Source organism: Aquibacillus salsiterrae, assembly GCF_028416595.1.
Classification (GTDB): domain Bacteria; phylum Bacillota; class Bacilli; order Bacillales; family Amphibacillaceae; genus Aquibacillus_A; species Aquibacillus_A salsiterrae.
This window is the reverse complement of the sequence record NZ_JAMQKC010000002.1, coordinates 373,593-388,442: the sequence shown is the minus strand read 5'-3', so window position 1 is coordinate 388,442 and position 14,850 is coordinate 373,593. Positions and strand designations below refer to the sequence as shown.

The window sequence follows — 14,850 nt, the reverse complement described above, 5'->3', positions numbered from 1 at the left end:
TTTATACTGTTTCATCGACAATAAATCCCATCAATTCAGCCATCGATGCATACGCATCTAATAGCTTTTTCGGTGGTATTTCTTTAATTACTTTATTTGTTTCGGCATCAATAATCGATACATAATATTCTTGAAGCTTGTCGTGGTATTGGAACTTTAACGCTGTATGGGTCGCTCCAAGAAAGTCGTTCATACTTTTAACCATTTCTTTTACTTCGTCTTTGTTTAAATCTTTTTCACCATCATTTAATGCTTGCTTGATTTCTTCGCTTGTTTGAACCGACTTTTCTATGACGGATCTTTCTCGTGCAGATGATGGAAACCCGATGCGCTCAGCCTTTTGCAAGAGTTGGGATCCTGAAATGATTTTCCCAACGTTCATGTCCTTGCAGCCCCTTTTAGGATTTGTTTCTTTTTATATCGGCTGTTTTTAATTTATTTTGAAGAAAAACAGATAAAAAATCTCACAGATACTAATGTTAATATTATATATGAAGGAATAGCTAGGCGTTTGGTAGGTGTGGAATGTTTGAAAAAATATCGTTGACTGAAAATGAAACACAGGTCAATTGATGAGAATAAACGCATTGACCATCCTGATAAACATCAACAAGCTTGTAGTTGTTCTTATTTAAGAGGTATTGCTCCAACGATTGGTGGATAGGATCGATAATCCAATATTCTGGGATTGAGAAGCTTGCATATGTTTCAAATTTGCCGATGCGATCACGTTTAATGGAAGTAGGAGATAAAATCTCAACCACTAAGTCAGGTGCACCTTCAATTCCACGATTCGTAACAATGTCTATCCTAGATTGATGAAGCATGACTAGGTCAGGTTGCCTAACCTCTTTTTCTGACAGAATTAGATCAATTGGGGCAACAAATGCAACATATTCTTTTTGGCAGGTTTGTTTTAGAGTACTGAATAACTCCTGACAAACCAGTTGATGTAATGGATGCGGGGAAGGGGACATAGCTTCTAGTTCACCGTTTACTAGTTCAAATCTTGTCCCATCATCTGAGAGTTGGGCATAGTCCTCATAAGTTTGGCCTTGTTCTTTAATTTGGTTTGGTTGTTTTTTGGACTTCATTTGATTCACTCCAGACAATATTTAAATTATTCTAAGCCTACCTATAATTATTGTAACCGAGAACACTAATGGGAAGAAATTTGGTTTGAGGTAATTCTTTAATCAAGGGGCTCATGGAATGGTTATGCATTGAGAGACCCTAGCAAAGTGCTAGAGTCTCTCTTATAAAATATAAAATTAACGAAGAAGTTGTAGAACTCCTTGTGGTTGTTGGTTGGCTTGCTTTGCCACTATGTCTTTCGATCATAGAATAGACTATATCTTCACCCACTTTTTTATGGGGCTGGGCACTTCGAACAAAGTTACTCTGTCCTACGAGGTTCATAGTCATAGTTTATCAACCTTAGACGGTTTCCTCTAGTCGTTGAACCTTCTCCACTCTTTCGAGACAGGAGCTTGGCTGCTGATTAACCATTTATCTCCTTCATTTTCAAACCATCACGCCTACCGTTTCCAGTTACGTTGTGGTTGAAGGAGCTTTAGGTAGTTCCAGCAATTCACCCAGTTATACTCTCATCCATTACTAGATGAGACGCCCTTTCAACATTACCTAAGAAGTTGCAATACTCCTTGAGGCAATTGCTGAGATTGAGCCAACATTGCTTGTGCTGCTTGTCCAAGAATTGAATTCTTTGTTTGGTTCATCATTTCTTTCGCCATGTCTACGTCACGGATACGTGATTCTGCTGCTGTTAAGTTTTCAGCAGACGTTCCTAAGTTATTGATTGTGTGCTCCAAGCGGTTTTGGTATGCACCTAATTTAGAACGTTCACCTGATACTTGCTGAATAGCATCATTAATAGTAGTGATTGCACTTTTAGCACTTTCAGTGGTCGTAACATCAATATTATTGACTCCAAGGGCTGCAGCTCTCATATCATTGATAGTAATATCCATATCTTGACCTTCATTTGCACCTATTTGGTAAGATAAAGAGCCATTCGAGTCAATTGAGAATGTAGCATCATTATCAGCTGCAATAGTGGACATTGTATCGGCATTTAACTTCAATTCCAATCCTTTATAAGTACCGCTTACAACTTTAATTGTATCTCCAGAGGCCACATAATCTGTATCAGCTATTTGAGTTGAGTTAATATCGGCGTCACTACCATTTACATCAATTGCAACAGCAGTAGCTTCTAATGCACCTGCTGCAGCGTCTAAATCAATGTTGGCATCTGATCCAGTATCAGATGTAGTAAATGTTAATGTACCTGATGAATTTGATGCAGTAATTCCCAACTCATCTGAATATTGGTTTACAGCTGCTGCAATCGCGTCACCAGTTGTCGTGGCACTAGTACCAGAAGTATAAGTAATTGTCTTCCCATTTAAAGTAAAGGACTGTGTGCTTCCATCAGTAACAGAAGCAGTAACCGTACTGTCTGTGGCAGCTGTAGCAGCTGTAGCATCAGTAATTGCTATATTAGCTCCATCTGCCGTAGTTTCAGAAGTACCACCAACAACTTTTATCCAATCCGCATTATTACCACTTACTGTTTCAGCTGAAAAATTAACTTCTAATCCAGCTCCACCATTTAATAGGTTTTTTGTATTAAATTCGGTTGTATCTCCAATTCGATCAATTTCATCAGTCAATTGATTAATTTCTTTTTGAATTTCTTCACGATCATCAGCGGTGTTTGTATCATTTGAAGACTGAACTGCTAATTCACGCATACGTTGAAGGATGCTATGTGATTCGTTTAAAGCACCTTCGGCTGTTTGAATTAATGAAATCAATATGTTATCGCAGTGGTTTTTTATCCGCTGCTTCTTTATGTTTCCATAAAGTTCAGGTCATATCTTCACCCAATAAGATATGGGTGCCCCGCGCTCGTGGGTGGGTTATTGGTACGGTTCCTCACCACCTGACCGTCACACCTTCCTAATTACTAATTACCGTTTCATTAGGCTCGGCTCGGTATTGCCCACCATCCGCTTAAAGGCTGGTTTGGGGTTCCACCGAATTCACGGAGTTTTCATCTAAGCATTACTACTTAGAGCGGCATTTCTAGTTTACCGTCTTGTGCATTACGTTGTGCTTGATCCAATCCACGAATCTGCCCTCTCATTTTTTCAGAGATTGCTAAACCTGCAGCATCATCTCCAGCACGATTGATTCGTAGACCTGAAGATAACTTCTCCATTGATTTTGATTGGTTTGCTTGAGCAGTATTCAACTGTCGATAAGTATTGAGTGCTGCAATATTACTATTAATTCTCATTTCTTGTTTCCTCCTTGAGTTATATTATTGCCCACATCCTTGTGGTTACTGACTAAAGTCGGCCGCCTTTAGCCTTACACTATTATTATCGGAGGAATCTACCAAATGTTTAATCGTTTTTTGGATTATTTTTCAATAAATTCAATAAATCTGTCGAAACGGCTGCTGCTTCGTTATTTTCCTTCTGGATATCCAAATAGATTTCCATCCGGTGAATATCAATATGTTTCGGTGCTGAAATACCTAACTTTACTTGGTCCCCATCAATGCTGAGTACTTTTATTTCGATATCGTCACCAATTTTAATCGCCTCATTACTTCTTCTCGTTAACACTAGCATGATTATTTCACCTTCTCCTCGATAGAATGAGGGAACAAGCTTGCTTTGGTCGAGAAGCTTTTTAGATTGGTTATGTACTGTTTTCCTAAAAGCTTTTTCGTATTTAAAACAATCGGTGCCTGCAAATTAATCGTGCTATCGTTCAGTGGATCCTTTAACGACACAATCGATAGTACACCAACCTCTTCTTCCGCTTCTATTTCAAGTAGCTCCAATGTATTTTCATCTAAATCAAACTGATAATCTCGAACTGTTCGAAAAGGATTGGTTACGATAAATGCTGGGTCAACATTATTCGTTGATTGCAACACTTGAAAGACAGGGTTGTCCTCTACATCTAGTAACACAAACTGCTTTTCGTCTACAAATCCTGGGATTCCCTTTGGAAAGTGAATTATTGTATCTTCATTTATTTCAATTTCACCAAAATATCTCGTCTCAATCAACATGGTTAACCACCTTTATATCAATGTTTCGAATCTATATCCTTTATACTTTAAGTCTGCAAAATCTATCGACAAACTCTTTTCTTGACCTAGACTTATTTCAACAGAACCTGGGGTATAGTCGGTAATCGCTTTTTGCGCCTGGATATCAATAACCGGTTTTCTCGGTTGATAGCTAATGTCGACTTTACTAGGCTGATAATCTATCTTCACCGATCCGGGTGAAGGAATCCACCCAATATTAAACTGCTTTGGTGGATCAAAGCCATTTTCGACTGCTTGGCTAACAATTGGATTTCCACCATTTTCAATTTTCATCAATTCCTCACCTTGACGGGCCCTTCTTGCAATGCCTTTTAGTACATCCCGCTTCCCTAACTGGGCAGCCTCCCGAGTACGTACCGGTGCACTTTTCAAATCCATATCATACCAGGCTTGTGACTGATCAATCGTTAGTTTAGAAGGAGTACGATTGATTGTTAGTTCCCCTTTCGGCTGCTCGATACTAACTATTGGGCCAGGTTGTTCGATCGACTGAACAGGACTTGCCCGATTAAGTGTTAGTTTTGCCATTTGCGATTGCATCCGAATTTGCGCTAACTCCACTTTCAGCACCTCCTCTTCTTCACGAAAAAGCCTTGCCACAATAATATGGCAAGTGCATTATAATCAATTATCTTAAAAAATCTAGTAATGTCGGTTGAATAACCCTAGACCCAGCACTCAATGCAGCCCGGTGGACACTTTCTTGGGAAGTTAGGTCAATCATTACCTTTTCCATATCTGCATCTTCGTTATCTGACATCATTTTTGTAGCTGTAATCGACTGACTTTCAATCCGGTTTTCAATTAATTCCAATCGGTTCATCCTAGCACCTAAGTCCGCACGCTCATTGACAACACGATCGATATTTGAATCAATGTTCGTTAAGGCTGTCTCAAGGCCTGCTTGGTCATTATCTTTTAATGCCTTGGAAAAAGCTTCTATATCGGCAAATAATTTCGGTCCGAACACATTACCTGGATTCACGTTAACAGGAAGTTTTATTCCATTAGAAACTTCAATAAAGACAGGATCAGAACTAGCAGCAGTATTCGTCACTTTACTGGTAGCATCATCAACGATAACTGGTGGTGTAATGTCACCATTGGCATCTACTGTTCCCGTCGTTTTTGTCCCGTTAAAAATATATTTGTTATTAACTTTTGTATTTGCTATGTCAACTAACTGTGACTTTAACTGATCGACTTCTGATGCAATGTTCTTACGCTGCCCTTCTTCATATGTTCCATTTGCCCCTTGTACAGCGAGCTCACGTAAACGTTGCATCGCTTGGGTTGCTTCATCTAGTGCTGCATCGGAATTTTCCATCCACGTGTTTACTTCTGTGATATTACGCTGATATTGTTCAATATCAGCCAATTGTGTCCGGTAGTCCATCCCTTTCATCGCCACAACCGGATCATCCGATGGTCGGTTTACCTTTTTCCCTGTCGAGAGCTGGTCCATATATTTGCCAAGACTGTCGTAGCTATTACTAAGATTTCGAAGCATATTGTTTGATAACATACTTTGCGTTACGCGCATCTAGATTCACCTACCTTCCAACTAAGCCCATGTTATTGATAATTCGGTCGAGCATTTCATCTACTGTCGTCATACTTCGTGCCGCTGCATTGTACGCTTGTTGAAACTTAATCAAATTAGTCATTTCCTCGTCTAAGGATACAGCACTTACTGATTGCCTGTTTTCTTCTACTTGCTGCCTAAGGACCGTTGCATTATTAACCATTCGTAATGATTCTTGTGCATCAACACCCATCTCACCGACCATCGAAGCATAATAGCTTTTTATCGATGTGTTATTACCTAAGCCTGTAAGACTTTCTCTCATTACCCCTGCTAAATTCTTTGCATTTAGTCCGTCACCACTGTCCCCATTTGAACTTGCAGCAATCAAATCACTATCATTAATAATAGCCTCGTTAACGGAAATACGACCAGCAGCTCCTGATTCGCCTGATAATTGATTGAAGAAGTCATTAACTGTAGATGCTTGATTCGAATCAACACCCGTATTACCAGCTAAATCTGCACCCTTGGAGTGCTGCAGGTTAAATGCTTCGACAAATTCATATGCCAATTTATCTAAATCGCTTAGCATGTCATTAAATACACCTTTTACCTCTGTACCTTCCACATACCCATTCATTTCCACCAATGCTTTCATTTTCCCATTGGAAAAATTAGCTACATTAGTAATCTCTGATCCAGGTATAGTTTTAACAAGTGATGGATCAATATCTTCCGGTGTTTTTGGATTGTCTGGGTCCGTGTTAATTGCAGCTAAATCATTGGGATTGTATAAAATCATACTTTCCATATTATTATTTGAATCAAAGTTGATGTACATTTCGTTAATAACATCTGGTTCATCATTTTTAACGTCAACTAGCTTCAATCCTGTTGGCTGTCCATTAGCATTTATCAATTCAATCGATGCTTTCCCTATTGCTATTGGATTTGCTTGTCCATCACTTTTCGTATAGGTTACTTTTATGTCAACAAGTGTTGATAACTGATCAATCAACCTATCTCTCTCATCATAGAGATCATTTGGCAAATAGCCATTTGGTTCAATTGTTCCAATCTGTTGGTTCACATTGTTAATTTGATTAATTAAGGAGTTTGTTTCAGTAGCTGAGATGTTCAATTCATTTTGCAAATCAGTTTTAACACCCTGCAAGGAATCGGATAAATAGTTAAACGTTTCAGCAACTGCTATACCGCGCTGTGTTACAACTGAGCGGGCTCCAGCGTCTTCTGGGTTCACTGATACATCCTGAAGCGATTGCCAAAACTGGTCAAGTGTCTTAGACAAGCCTTGGTCTGACGGCTCATTCATAATTCCTTCCATCTGCTTTAACGCATCGGCACGAGAATCGAAATAGCCAAGCTTACTATTTTCACCACGATATTGTACATCTAAAAACTGGTCGCGAACACGCTCAATCGACCCAGCTTGAACCCCACTGCCAACCTGTCCGGGTATTTGCGGTCGATTACGCGATGCGGGTGGAAAGGCACCGGTTTGTTCAAAATTGACCCGTTGTCTTGTGTATCCTTCTGTGTTGGCATTGGCAATATTGTTACTAGTCGTATAAAGGGCAGATTGTTGAGTAAATAGCGCGCGCTTTGCTACTTCTAAACCGTTAAATGTCGAAACCATCTGAACGGCTCCTTTCCTTAAGCCTTCGAATCAAACAAGGACCGGTTAGGTACCGTTGTTTGCGTGGACTGATTGTTATAATTTAAATGTTTAAGTGACGGTGAAAGCATATTTAACGATAGTTCAATATATTGCAAGGATTGCTGCGTTAGTTCATGGTTTAACTGCTCTTGACTCCGTAACGAAACAAGTACATCAACTAGACCAACCGTTGCTTGTTCGAGCAATTCTTTCTCATGTCCGTCAGTTAACACGTCGAGCATAGCCGATACAGTAGTCGTATCCGTGTCCTGCTTGTTTGCCGTTGCCCACGCCTTGACTAGGTCGATTCTCTTTAACTCAAGCTGTTCAATGGCTTGAACATGTTTCCGTTCCTGGACTAACAACGTCTGTAATTTAGCAGTATCACCTTCTTTTAGAACTTCTGTTTTCGTTTGTGACACACTTAATAGACTGTGATGTAATTGGGTGATTTTAGTTAACGTATCAACAATTGCTTGGACAGACATTGTACGTCCTCCTTTTTATTTCTTCCAAAATTCAAGCATTTTGGCAGCAACTTGCTTGGCATCGACTTGATAATTGCCGGACTGTACAGCTCGTTTAAGCTCTGCTACCTCCGCTTTTCTTGCTGCTTCTGGGCTACCTTGCTCCTGAAGCTTTTTTGCCTCATCGGATATTTGTAGTTGATCAGCCTTTTTAACCGAGTCATTTTTTACTTGGTCTTGCTTTTGTAGTTGTTGTTGATATGGATTTACCTTTGTATGGTTTGGTCCTTGAATTTTCAAGACTATCACCTCTTCCTCCAGCGATCTTATCTCTATTGTCATTATCGGCTAGAGACTTTAAAATGTTTAATGGTTTTCTTTTCTTATTGAAAAGTATGTTTTTGCTTTTGACGTTTGCTGTGCTTTATTATTCTCGGGAATTTGATCAATCGCCTCTTGTGTTTTTATGTCTTTTAATAGTTCGTCTGAGCACGGTTGACATAGTCTTCCATTATTAATTGGACTGCCACACCTTTCACATCCGTATGTTAAATTCGGAAACTCACTAGGTCTAAGTCGTTTCTCCCGAACAAATTTAATGATTAAGTCTTCTTCAACGCCAGTTTCTTTGACAATTTGGGAGATCGTGGCTGTTCTATTTTTCCTTATTTTCATATAATCATAAATCGTTTGAAAGGCTTGGTCTTCCTTCTTGATACATGCTGGGCAACTATCTCGATTTGTTTTTACAAAAAGGCTGTCACACACTGAACAGTTACTAAGTTCACCTACCATTGCTATTCCCTCCGAAACTTGTTTTTTATCATTATAGCACAGCATGAACGCATGAATATAACGACTTTTTTCCATGGTTCACCTTGCTAAAGTAAATGAATAAACTGTCGGACAACCGGCATCAATCAAACATTTCGCCGCATGACGAATCGTGATTCCAGTAGTGTAAATATCATCGATTAAGATAATAGGATTCCTCACCACTTCGATAATCTGAAATGGATTTGTACTTGAGAGACGCTCCTGTCTCGTTTTCTTTGACTGCTTTTCTCCTTCTCGTCTTGTAAGAAGGCATTGATATGGTACTTCCAGTAATTGAGTAAGTGCTTCCGCTTGGTTAAAGGCCCTCTCATAACGCCGTTTATCACTAAGTGGGATAGGGACAACAACAGTATCTTTAGGACATGCCCGAACGATTTGTTTAAATGCTTCGCGAAAATCGGTTTGAAATGCTTCAACTAATTGGTAATCACCTCGGTATTTCCACTTAGCAATCATCGCTTGAAGCATTGGATTGTAGGAGTACACCGACCGATTAAACGATAATACTTTTGACCATTGTCTATTTCCGCCCCAACGTTCACAGTCTTTGCATTGTTCATCCTCTGACTTCCGGCCACACAGCTTACAAATAGCTCCGGTAATTTTGGTAAGCTGACTTTTGCATTCTATGCATAATTTCTTAGGCTTGTCTGGGTATAGAAAATTGTCCCACGTAACCTCGACAATTATCTGCTTGTCACACCATAAACAATGCATTAAGCTTGCTCTCCTTTTTTATTCATTGCTTTGATTGTTTTAACGGCACCGACCATCGCCTCAGACTTTCCATCATGAAAAAAGACAACTTCACCGGTCGGGTCATCTGGACTTCTGCCAGCCCTACCGGCAATTTGGACGAGTGCGGCTTGATCAAACACGGAATGGCCAGCATCAATGACCGCAACATCAACCGATGGAAAAGTTACGCCTCGCTCTAATATCGTTGTTGTAACAAGAACAAAAAGCTTCCGGTCGCGAAACTGTTGGACTTTGTCTGCACGATCTGTGTCTGCTGCATGGACAGCTGAAATAGCGGAGACGCTTAAATTAGCACTCAGTGAACTTACCATCCGCTCCGCTAAATCAACCCTCGGAACAAAAATTAATAACTGCCGCTCCTTTTCTTTTCGATTGTAATACCACTGGTAAAATGCCTGTGGTGCTTGGCTGGTTGCTAATGTTTGTTTCAAACGTGAGCATGAGCAAAAGGTGGGAACTGGTAATGGATGGCCATGAAACCGGACAGGAACGAATACAACAGGGAGCCTGTTCGTCCGAATTCTTTGTAATTGGTTATGCCTGGGAGTGGCGGTGAGGTATATCATCGCAGCGCTTGGCTTGGCTGCCCGTTTCGTCACAAACGGCAGGGTAGGATCGGCGTGATAGGGAAATGCATCAATTTCATCGATAATGACGACATCAAACGCTTGGGCATAACGAATCAACTGATGGGTCGTTGCAATAATCAACTGCCCCGTTCCTGCTTTGTCTTCACTGCCACCATACAAGCCATCAATCGTTGTCTTTGGAAAAACGTGTCGAAAGCGTGGTAACAGTTCTCGAACAACGTCAGCTCTTGGTGTAGCTAGACAAACCCGCTTTCCTGCCCGTAAGACGTTAGCGATTCCATAAAACAACATTTCTGTTTTCCCTGCCCCGCATACCGCCCACGTAAGCAATTCAGCCCGTCCTTTTTCCATGGCATGTGCAATCTCACTAGATGCTAGCTGTTGATGTTTCGTTAGTGTACCATTCCATAATAAGGGATCATCACAGCCTTCCCAGACAGGAGGTGGACCAGTCCAATAGTAAAGCGGTTGACATGCTAACACCCGCCCCATTTCCACACACTTCCGGCAATAGTGGTGGGAGTTACCGCATCTAGCACAGGCAAACTTTGCAAACAAGTGCTGCGTCTTATTGCCACACCGCTTGCATCTATATCCTGATAAATACTGTTCTAATGCTGGAATCATTTGGAAATAACTTTGCCTACAGAGTGTGTCAAATGTCGTATCATCTAGCTCAATGTCTTCACGCAGTAATAATTTCCCTCCATAGCGCAGGGATAATGGTTGATTAGCTACTAAATTACTCGTTGCTTTGGGAATCCAATCATAACTCGGGGAGAAGTAAGCACGCAATGAGGGAATGATGCTATTTATCAATGAGGGGTCATCTCCTTAAAGCTAGCCCATCTGATTGATGGGCCGTCTACAGATAATTATAAATATTTAGTAAGAAATAAGTGCTAGTTACTTTACATACCATCCAAATCCAAATGAGCCTTCACCAAGATGCGTCCCAATGACAGGACCAATGATGCTTGTGGTAATCTCGACGTTAGCATAGTTGCTCTCAAGTTCTGCTTTGAATGTAACTGCTTCTTGTTCTTGGTTACCATGAATAACAACCCCAACAATTGGTTTGCCTGTCTTGGCATCCTCGTCAAACAATTCCATTACTCGTTTCACTGCCCTTTTCCGTGTTCGAATTTTCTCAAATGGAACGATTTTACCATCAACAAAGTGGAGGAGTGGTTTCACTTGGAGCATGCTACCGACCAGTGCCTGAGCCCCATTTAATCGACCACCGCGGTGAAGATGGCTCAAATCATCAACCATAACATAGGCACGCATCGATTGTTTCATTTCGTTCAAGCGATTAATTATTTCTGTTGCACTCGCACCAACGCTTGCCATTTGGGCTGCTTCGATGACGTATAGCCCTTGGACTCTTGTGCTAATTTCCGAGTCAAATGGGTGGACCGTGATACCCTCCACCATATTCCCAGCAGAAATTGCCGTTTGATATGTCCCGCTAATTCCACTTGATAAGTGAATACATACGACGTCATCATGGCTTTGTGACAACTGATCGAGCTTTTCGGTAAGCAAGCCTATTGATGGTTGTGACGTTTTCGGTAATTCTTTTTCGTGTTTTACCTTTTCGTAAAACTGCTCTGCCGTTATATCTAGCTCTTCACGATATACTTCATCACCGAAGACAACACTAAGAGGAACCATGTGTATATTCCACTGTTCTCGAATCGATGCAGGAATATAGGCGGTGCTATCTGTTAGTACAGCAACCTTCATAATCATCGTACCTTTCTTATCAAGAATTTAAGCTATCCTATATCATTTTACATAAAGACAAGATAAATTGATAGTATGGGGATAATGGGTTATATTGGTGGGCTTAAGGGAAAAATAGTTACTAAAGGGACGGGGAGGTAGCATCAACGTGATGCCGTAAGCGTGCTGCTACTTTTTTTATTGTTGCAACACGCTTTCTACCTATAAATAGGATTTATATTACTTCAACCCAACCATTTCTAATAGCAGTAACAACAGCCTGGGTCCGGTCATTGACATTCATCTTTTGCAAAATATTGCTCACATGGTTTTTTACTGTTTTTTCGCTAATATAGAGTGCTTCTGCTACACCTCGATTACTTTTTCCATCAGCTAACAATTGCAATACTTCACACTCACGTCTAGTTAACAAATGAAGTGGTTTTCGATATTCGATCACTTTATCCGATAGCCTATTCGACGTTTCTTTAATTAAACGGCGATATTCTTCCACCAAATTATGGGTAACCTTTGGATGGAGGTACGACCCGCCTGCGCTTACGACTTTAATCGCTTCGATCAACGAGTTGGAATCCATTTCTTTTAATAAATACCCTTGTGCACCTGACTTTAGTGCATGGGTTACGTAATTTTCATCGTCATGAATCGATAGAATAATTACATTTGTATCAGGAAAATGCTTTAGTAATTCAGCTGTTGTTTCGACCCCATTGGAATACGGCATGTTAATGTCCATTAAGACAACGTCAGGTCTGAATTGCTCTACCAACTGTAATGCTGATGACCCATCATCACCTTCTGCTACGACACGAAAAGAAGGCTCAAATTCTAGTATTCTCTTAACACCTTCACGAAATAATTTATGGTCGTCAATTAAGATTATTTTGGTTGCCATACTTCTGCTCCTCCTATACTTTCAATCAAAAATTTCACCGAATCAAGAAGTATTTAGTTATACTTATTTCACTAAATGCGTACGGGATTTTTTGCTTTTTATTATACATGAATCGAAAATATTTGCATTAGATCTTCAAGTTTGGATAAGAGGAATTTGGAATAAAATGGTTGTTCCTTCACCAATTACTGATCTTATTGTCCAATCACCATCTAACATCTCGACACGCTCACGCATTCCTAAAAGACCAAACGAATTTTCTTTTTTCTTCTTCACATCAAAACCCTTACCATTATCTTTAACGACAATGAGCACTTTTTTATTTCTCACTTCAAGCTTAACAGTAATTTGACTAGGTTCCCCGTGCTTAACCGCATTTTGTACAGATTCCTGGACAAGTCTAAACAGCGCAACTTCATATTTTGATGGGAAGCGTCTTTCCGTTCCAAGGTAAACAAAGTCAATATTAATTTCGTTGTAATCCTCTGTGTTGGCCAAATATTTTTTCAAAGTAGGGACTAAACCAAGGTCATCGAGTGCCATTGGACGAAGGTCATAAATGATTCTTCTCACTTCATAAAGCGAAGAACGAATCATAGACCTAACACTACGAATTTCAACTAGTGCTTCCTCAACACTGCGTTCACGAAACGTTCGATCAACTAATTCAGCTCGTAACAAGATATTGGCAAGCATTTGGGCAGGTCCATCATGCATTTCTCGTGAAAGTCGCCTGCGCTCTTCTTCTTGCGCCTCTATGATTTTTAAACCGAATTCTTGCTTTGCTTGTGCATCTTGTAATATCTCACTAACCTGTCTAAAGTCCTCGTTTAAGTAATTTAACACAACTGATATTTTTCCGACTAATCCTTCTGCTCGATCAACCGTTTGTTGAAGGGCAAGTAACCTTCGCTCGATTTCGTCTCTTTTTTCTCGAAGATTTCTTTCTTTTTCTTGCTTCATCGAAAGCTCTGTCTGTAATTTGTGTGTTTGGTCATACACTTCACGAATTTGGTCTTCGCTATAGTCATTAAAATGTTTACTAACCTCTGACAACCGTATTCGAGATTGTCTCACCTTTCGCTCAAGGTTATCACTTTCTTCAATTACTTGAATGACTTCTATCTTAATGTGGTTCAATTCAGCTTCAAGTAATTCATGCTCTTTCCGAGATTCCTCACCAATATTGAAAATCTCGTCTTTGCTATTTTCCACCGCGTCGATCATGTCATTAATAATAAAATCTAACGTTTTTTCCTCGATTTTTTTTATCATCCATCATCCACCTGTCTTCCTAGTTATATCATTCGTAATAGTTAAATATCTTTAGGGGGTATGAACTAAAAAAGTAGTTTACTAATTTATGGGTGTGTTTTAGTGCTTTCGGAGGATTTTGTCGAACTTTCACGAATAAAACCTAAGACAAGTATAATACATTGCGGGGATTAGCGATACTCTATATAATTAATTTTCAGGAGGTAATATTGTTAATGTTAAACAAATATTTTACAGTTAAACCTGAAGGATCAGATGAAATCATCATACAAAAGTCCCGTTTTATCGGTTATGTGAAACGAGTCGAGACCGAAGAAGAAGCACAACAATTCATCCAAGCAATAAAAAAGAAACATTCCGATGCTAACCATAATTGTTCTGCTTATTTGATTGGGGAGCATGACCAAATTCAAAAGGCGAATGATGATGGTGAACCAAGCGGAACTGCTGGCGTGCCAATGCTAGAAGTCCTTAAAAAAAGAGGATTAAAGGATACTGCTGTTGTTGTTACTAGATATTTCGGCGGAATAAAGCTTGGAGCTGGTGGATTAATTCGCGCCTATGCTAGTACAACCTCCCAGGCACTTAATACGACTGGTATAGTGAAGCGACAATTAATGCAAACAATGCTCGTGGCAGCAGATTACTCTTTATTAGGAAAGCTTGAAAACGAATTACGAAATCATACTGCCTATATTTTAGAAAAGATTGACTATACCGATCAAGTTATTATCCACGTTGCCGTTTGGAGCGGTGAGGAACAAGCCTTCACCGATTGGATAATTGACTTAACAAGTGATCAAGTCAACCTTAGCAACGGTGAACGAAAATATTTAGAAATTGATGTATAGCTGATTGACTTATGACCCCGAGGGACTAGGCGCTGAAGCTAGACAGCTCTTAGATCCTTTTATAC

The 14,850-nt window shown here is 39.9% G+C and carries 17 protein-coding genes and 1 pseudogene; 1 reads left to right on the top strand and 17 read right to left on the bottom strand.

What is annotated here, in order from left to right; translation table 11 throughout:
* Position 1: 1 nt before the first annotated feature.
* From flaG to NC799_RS04210, 17 genes and pseudogenes are all read right to left on the bottom strand, one after another.
* Positions 2-382 carry a flagellar protein FlaG gene (flaG, locus tag NC799_RS04290; RefSeq protein WP_272445116.1) on the bottom strand — a complete coding sequence of 127 codons (381 nt, stop codon included), beginning with the start codon at positions 380-382 and terminating at the stop codon, positions 2-4.
* Between the two features lie 121 nt (positions 383-503).
* Positions 504-1,094 (bottom strand): Uma2 family endonuclease, encoded by a 591-nt coding sequence (locus tag NC799_RS04285; protein WP_272445115.1) that lies wholly within the window; start codon positions 1,092-1,094, stop codon positions 504-506.
* 546 nt (positions 1,095-1,640) lie between these two features.
* Positions 1,641-2,840: a flagellin gene (locus NC799_RS04280; protein WP_272445114.1), complete on the bottom strand. Its 1,200-nt coding sequence runs from the start codon at positions 2,838-2,840 to the stop codon at positions 1,641-1,643.
* A 278-nt stretch (positions 2,841-3,118) separates the two neighbouring features.
* A pseudogene (locus tag NC799_RS04275) lies at positions 3,119-3,325 on the bottom strand (flagellin N-terminal helical domain-containing protein); the annotation flags it as partial.
* Positions 3,326-3,434: 109 nt separating this feature from the next.
* Complete coding sequence (csrA, locus tag NC799_RS04270) at positions 3,435-3,665, bottom strand: carbon storage regulator CsrA (protein WP_272445112.1); 231 nt, start codon at positions 3,663-3,665, stop codon at positions 3,435-3,437.
* A 2-nt stretch (positions 3,666-3,667) separates the two neighbouring features.
* Positions 3,668-4,114: a flagellar assembly protein FliW gene (gene fliW, locus NC799_RS04265; RefSeq protein WP_272445111.1), complete on the bottom strand. Its 447-nt coding sequence runs from the start codon at positions 4,112-4,114 to the stop codon at positions 3,668-3,670.
* Between the two features lie 12 nt (positions 4,115-4,126).
* The gene (locus NC799_RS04260; protein WP_272445110.1) at positions 4,127-4,717 is read right to left on the bottom strand and encodes a DUF6470 family protein; all 591 of its coding nucleotides are present in this window, start codon (positions 4,715-4,717) and stop codon (positions 4,127-4,129) included.
* Between the two features lie 67 nt (positions 4,718-4,784).
* Complete coding sequence (gene flgL / locus NC799_RS04255) at positions 4,785-5,699, bottom strand: flagellar hook-associated protein FlgL (protein WP_272445109.1); 915 nt, start codon at positions 5,697-5,699, stop codon at positions 4,785-4,787.
* A gap of 10 nt (positions 5,700-5,709) precedes the next feature.
* Positions 5,710-7,341, bottom strand: coding sequence for a flagellar hook-associated protein FlgK (gene flgK, locus NC799_RS04250; RefSeq protein ID WP_272445108.1), 1,632 nt, complete (start codon positions 7,339-7,341; stop codon positions 5,710-5,712).
* Between the two features lie 17 nt (positions 7,342-7,358).
* Positions 7,359-7,850, bottom strand: coding sequence for a flagellar protein FlgN (locus NC799_RS04245; protein WP_272445107.1), 492 nt, complete (start codon positions 7,848-7,850; stop codon positions 7,359-7,361).
* A 15-nt stretch (positions 7,851-7,865) separates the two neighbouring features.
* Entirely contained in the window at positions 7,866-8,138 is a 273-nt protein-coding gene (flgM, locus tag NC799_RS04240) for a flagellar biosynthesis anti-sigma factor FlgM (RefSeq protein WP_272445106.1), read from the bottom strand.
* A 57-nt stretch (positions 8,139-8,195) separates the two neighbouring features.
* Positions 8,196-8,624 carry a TIGR03826 family flagellar region protein gene (locus tag NC799_RS04235; protein ID WP_272445105.1) on the bottom strand — a complete coding sequence of 143 codons (429 nt, stop codon included), beginning with the start codon at positions 8,622-8,624 and terminating at the stop codon, positions 8,196-8,198.
* Positions 8,625-8,702: 78 nt separating this feature from the next.
* A complete protein-coding gene (locus NC799_RS04230) occupies positions 8,703-9,383 on the bottom strand; it encodes a ComF family protein (RefSeq protein WP_272445104.1) in 681 nt (226 codons plus the stop codon).
* Positions 9,383-10,834 (bottom strand): ATP-dependent helicase ComFA, encoded by a 1,452-nt coding sequence (locus NC799_RS04225; protein ID WP_272445103.1) that lies wholly within the window; start codon positions 10,832-10,834, stop codon positions 9,383-9,385. Before NC799_RS04225 ends, NC799_RS04230 begins: the two co-directional genes overlap by 1 nt.
* An 87-nt stretch (positions 10,835-10,921) precedes the next feature.
* Positions 10,922-11,764: a DegV family protein gene (locus NC799_RS04220; protein WP_272445208.1), complete on the bottom strand. Its 843-nt coding sequence runs from the start codon at positions 11,762-11,764 to the stop codon at positions 10,922-10,924.
* Positions 11,765-11,978: 214 nt separating this feature from the next.
* Complete coding sequence (locus tag NC799_RS04215; RefSeq protein WP_272445102.1) at positions 11,979-12,659, bottom strand: response regulator; 681 nt, start codon at positions 12,657-12,659, stop codon at positions 11,979-11,981.
* 135 nt (positions 12,660-12,794) lie between these two features.
* Complete coding sequence (locus NC799_RS04210) at positions 12,795-13,934, bottom strand: sensor histidine kinase (RefSeq protein WP_272445101.1); 1,140 nt, start codon at positions 13,932-13,934, stop codon at positions 12,795-12,797.
* Between the two features lie 215 nt (positions 13,935-14,149).
* On the opposite strand from NC799_RS04210, the gene NC799_RS04205 reads away from it, so the two are divergent.
* Positions 14,150-14,785, top strand: a complete 636-nt coding sequence (locus NC799_RS04205) for a YigZ family protein (protein ID WP_272445100.1) — start codon at positions 14,150-14,152, stop codon at positions 14,783-14,785.
* Positions 14,786-14,850: the final 65 nt, after the last annotated feature.

Coding starts and splice junctions, on each gene's coding strand:
- NC799_RS04235 (WP_272445105.1), bottom strand. CDS start 8,624: ATGGTAGGTGAACTTAGTAACTGTTCAGTGTGTGACAGCCTTTTTGTA.
- flgK (WP_272445108.1), bottom strand. CDS start 7,341: ATGGTTTCGACATTTAACGGTTTAGAAGTAGCAAAGCGCGCGCTATTT.
- flgL (WP_272445109.1), bottom strand. CDS start 5,699: ATGCGCGTAACGCAAAGTATGTTATCAAACAATATGCTTCGAAATCTT.
- NC799_RS04215 (WP_272445102.1), bottom strand. CDS start 12,659: ATGGCAACCAAAATAATCTTAATTGACGACCATAAATTATTTCGTGAA.
- NC799_RS04205 (WP_272445100.1), top strand. CDS start 14,150: ATGTTAAACAAATATTTTACAGTTAAACCTGAAGGATCAGATGAAATC.
- csrA (WP_272445112.1), bottom strand. CDS start 3,665: ATGCTAGTGTTAACGAGAAGAAGTAATGAGGCGATTAAAATTGGTGAC.
- NC799_RS04245 (WP_272445107.1), bottom strand. CDS start 7,850: ATGTCTGTCCAAGCAATTGTTGATACGTTAACTAAAATCACCCAATTA.
- NC799_RS04285 (WP_272445115.1), bottom strand. CDS start 1,094: ATGAAGTCCAAAAAACAACCAAACCAAATTAAAGAACAAGGCCAAACT.
- fliW (WP_272445111.1), bottom strand. CDS start 4,114: ATGTTGATTGAGACGAGATATTTTGGTGAAATTGAAATAAATGAAGAT.
- flaG (WP_272445116.1), bottom strand. CDS start 382: ATGAACGTTGGGAAAATCATTTCAGGATCCCAACTCTTGCAAAAGGCT.
- NC799_RS04210 (WP_272445101.1), bottom strand. CDS start 13,934: ATGATAAAAAAAATCGAGGAAAAAACGTTAGATTTTATTATTAATGAC.
- NC799_RS04230 (WP_272445104.1), bottom strand. CDS start 9,383: ATGCATTGTTTATGGTGTGACAAGCAGATAATTGTCGAGGTTACGTGG.
- NC799_RS04220 (WP_272445208.1), bottom strand. CDS start 11,764: ATGAAGGTTGCTGTACTAACAGATAGCACCGCCTATATTCCTGCATCG.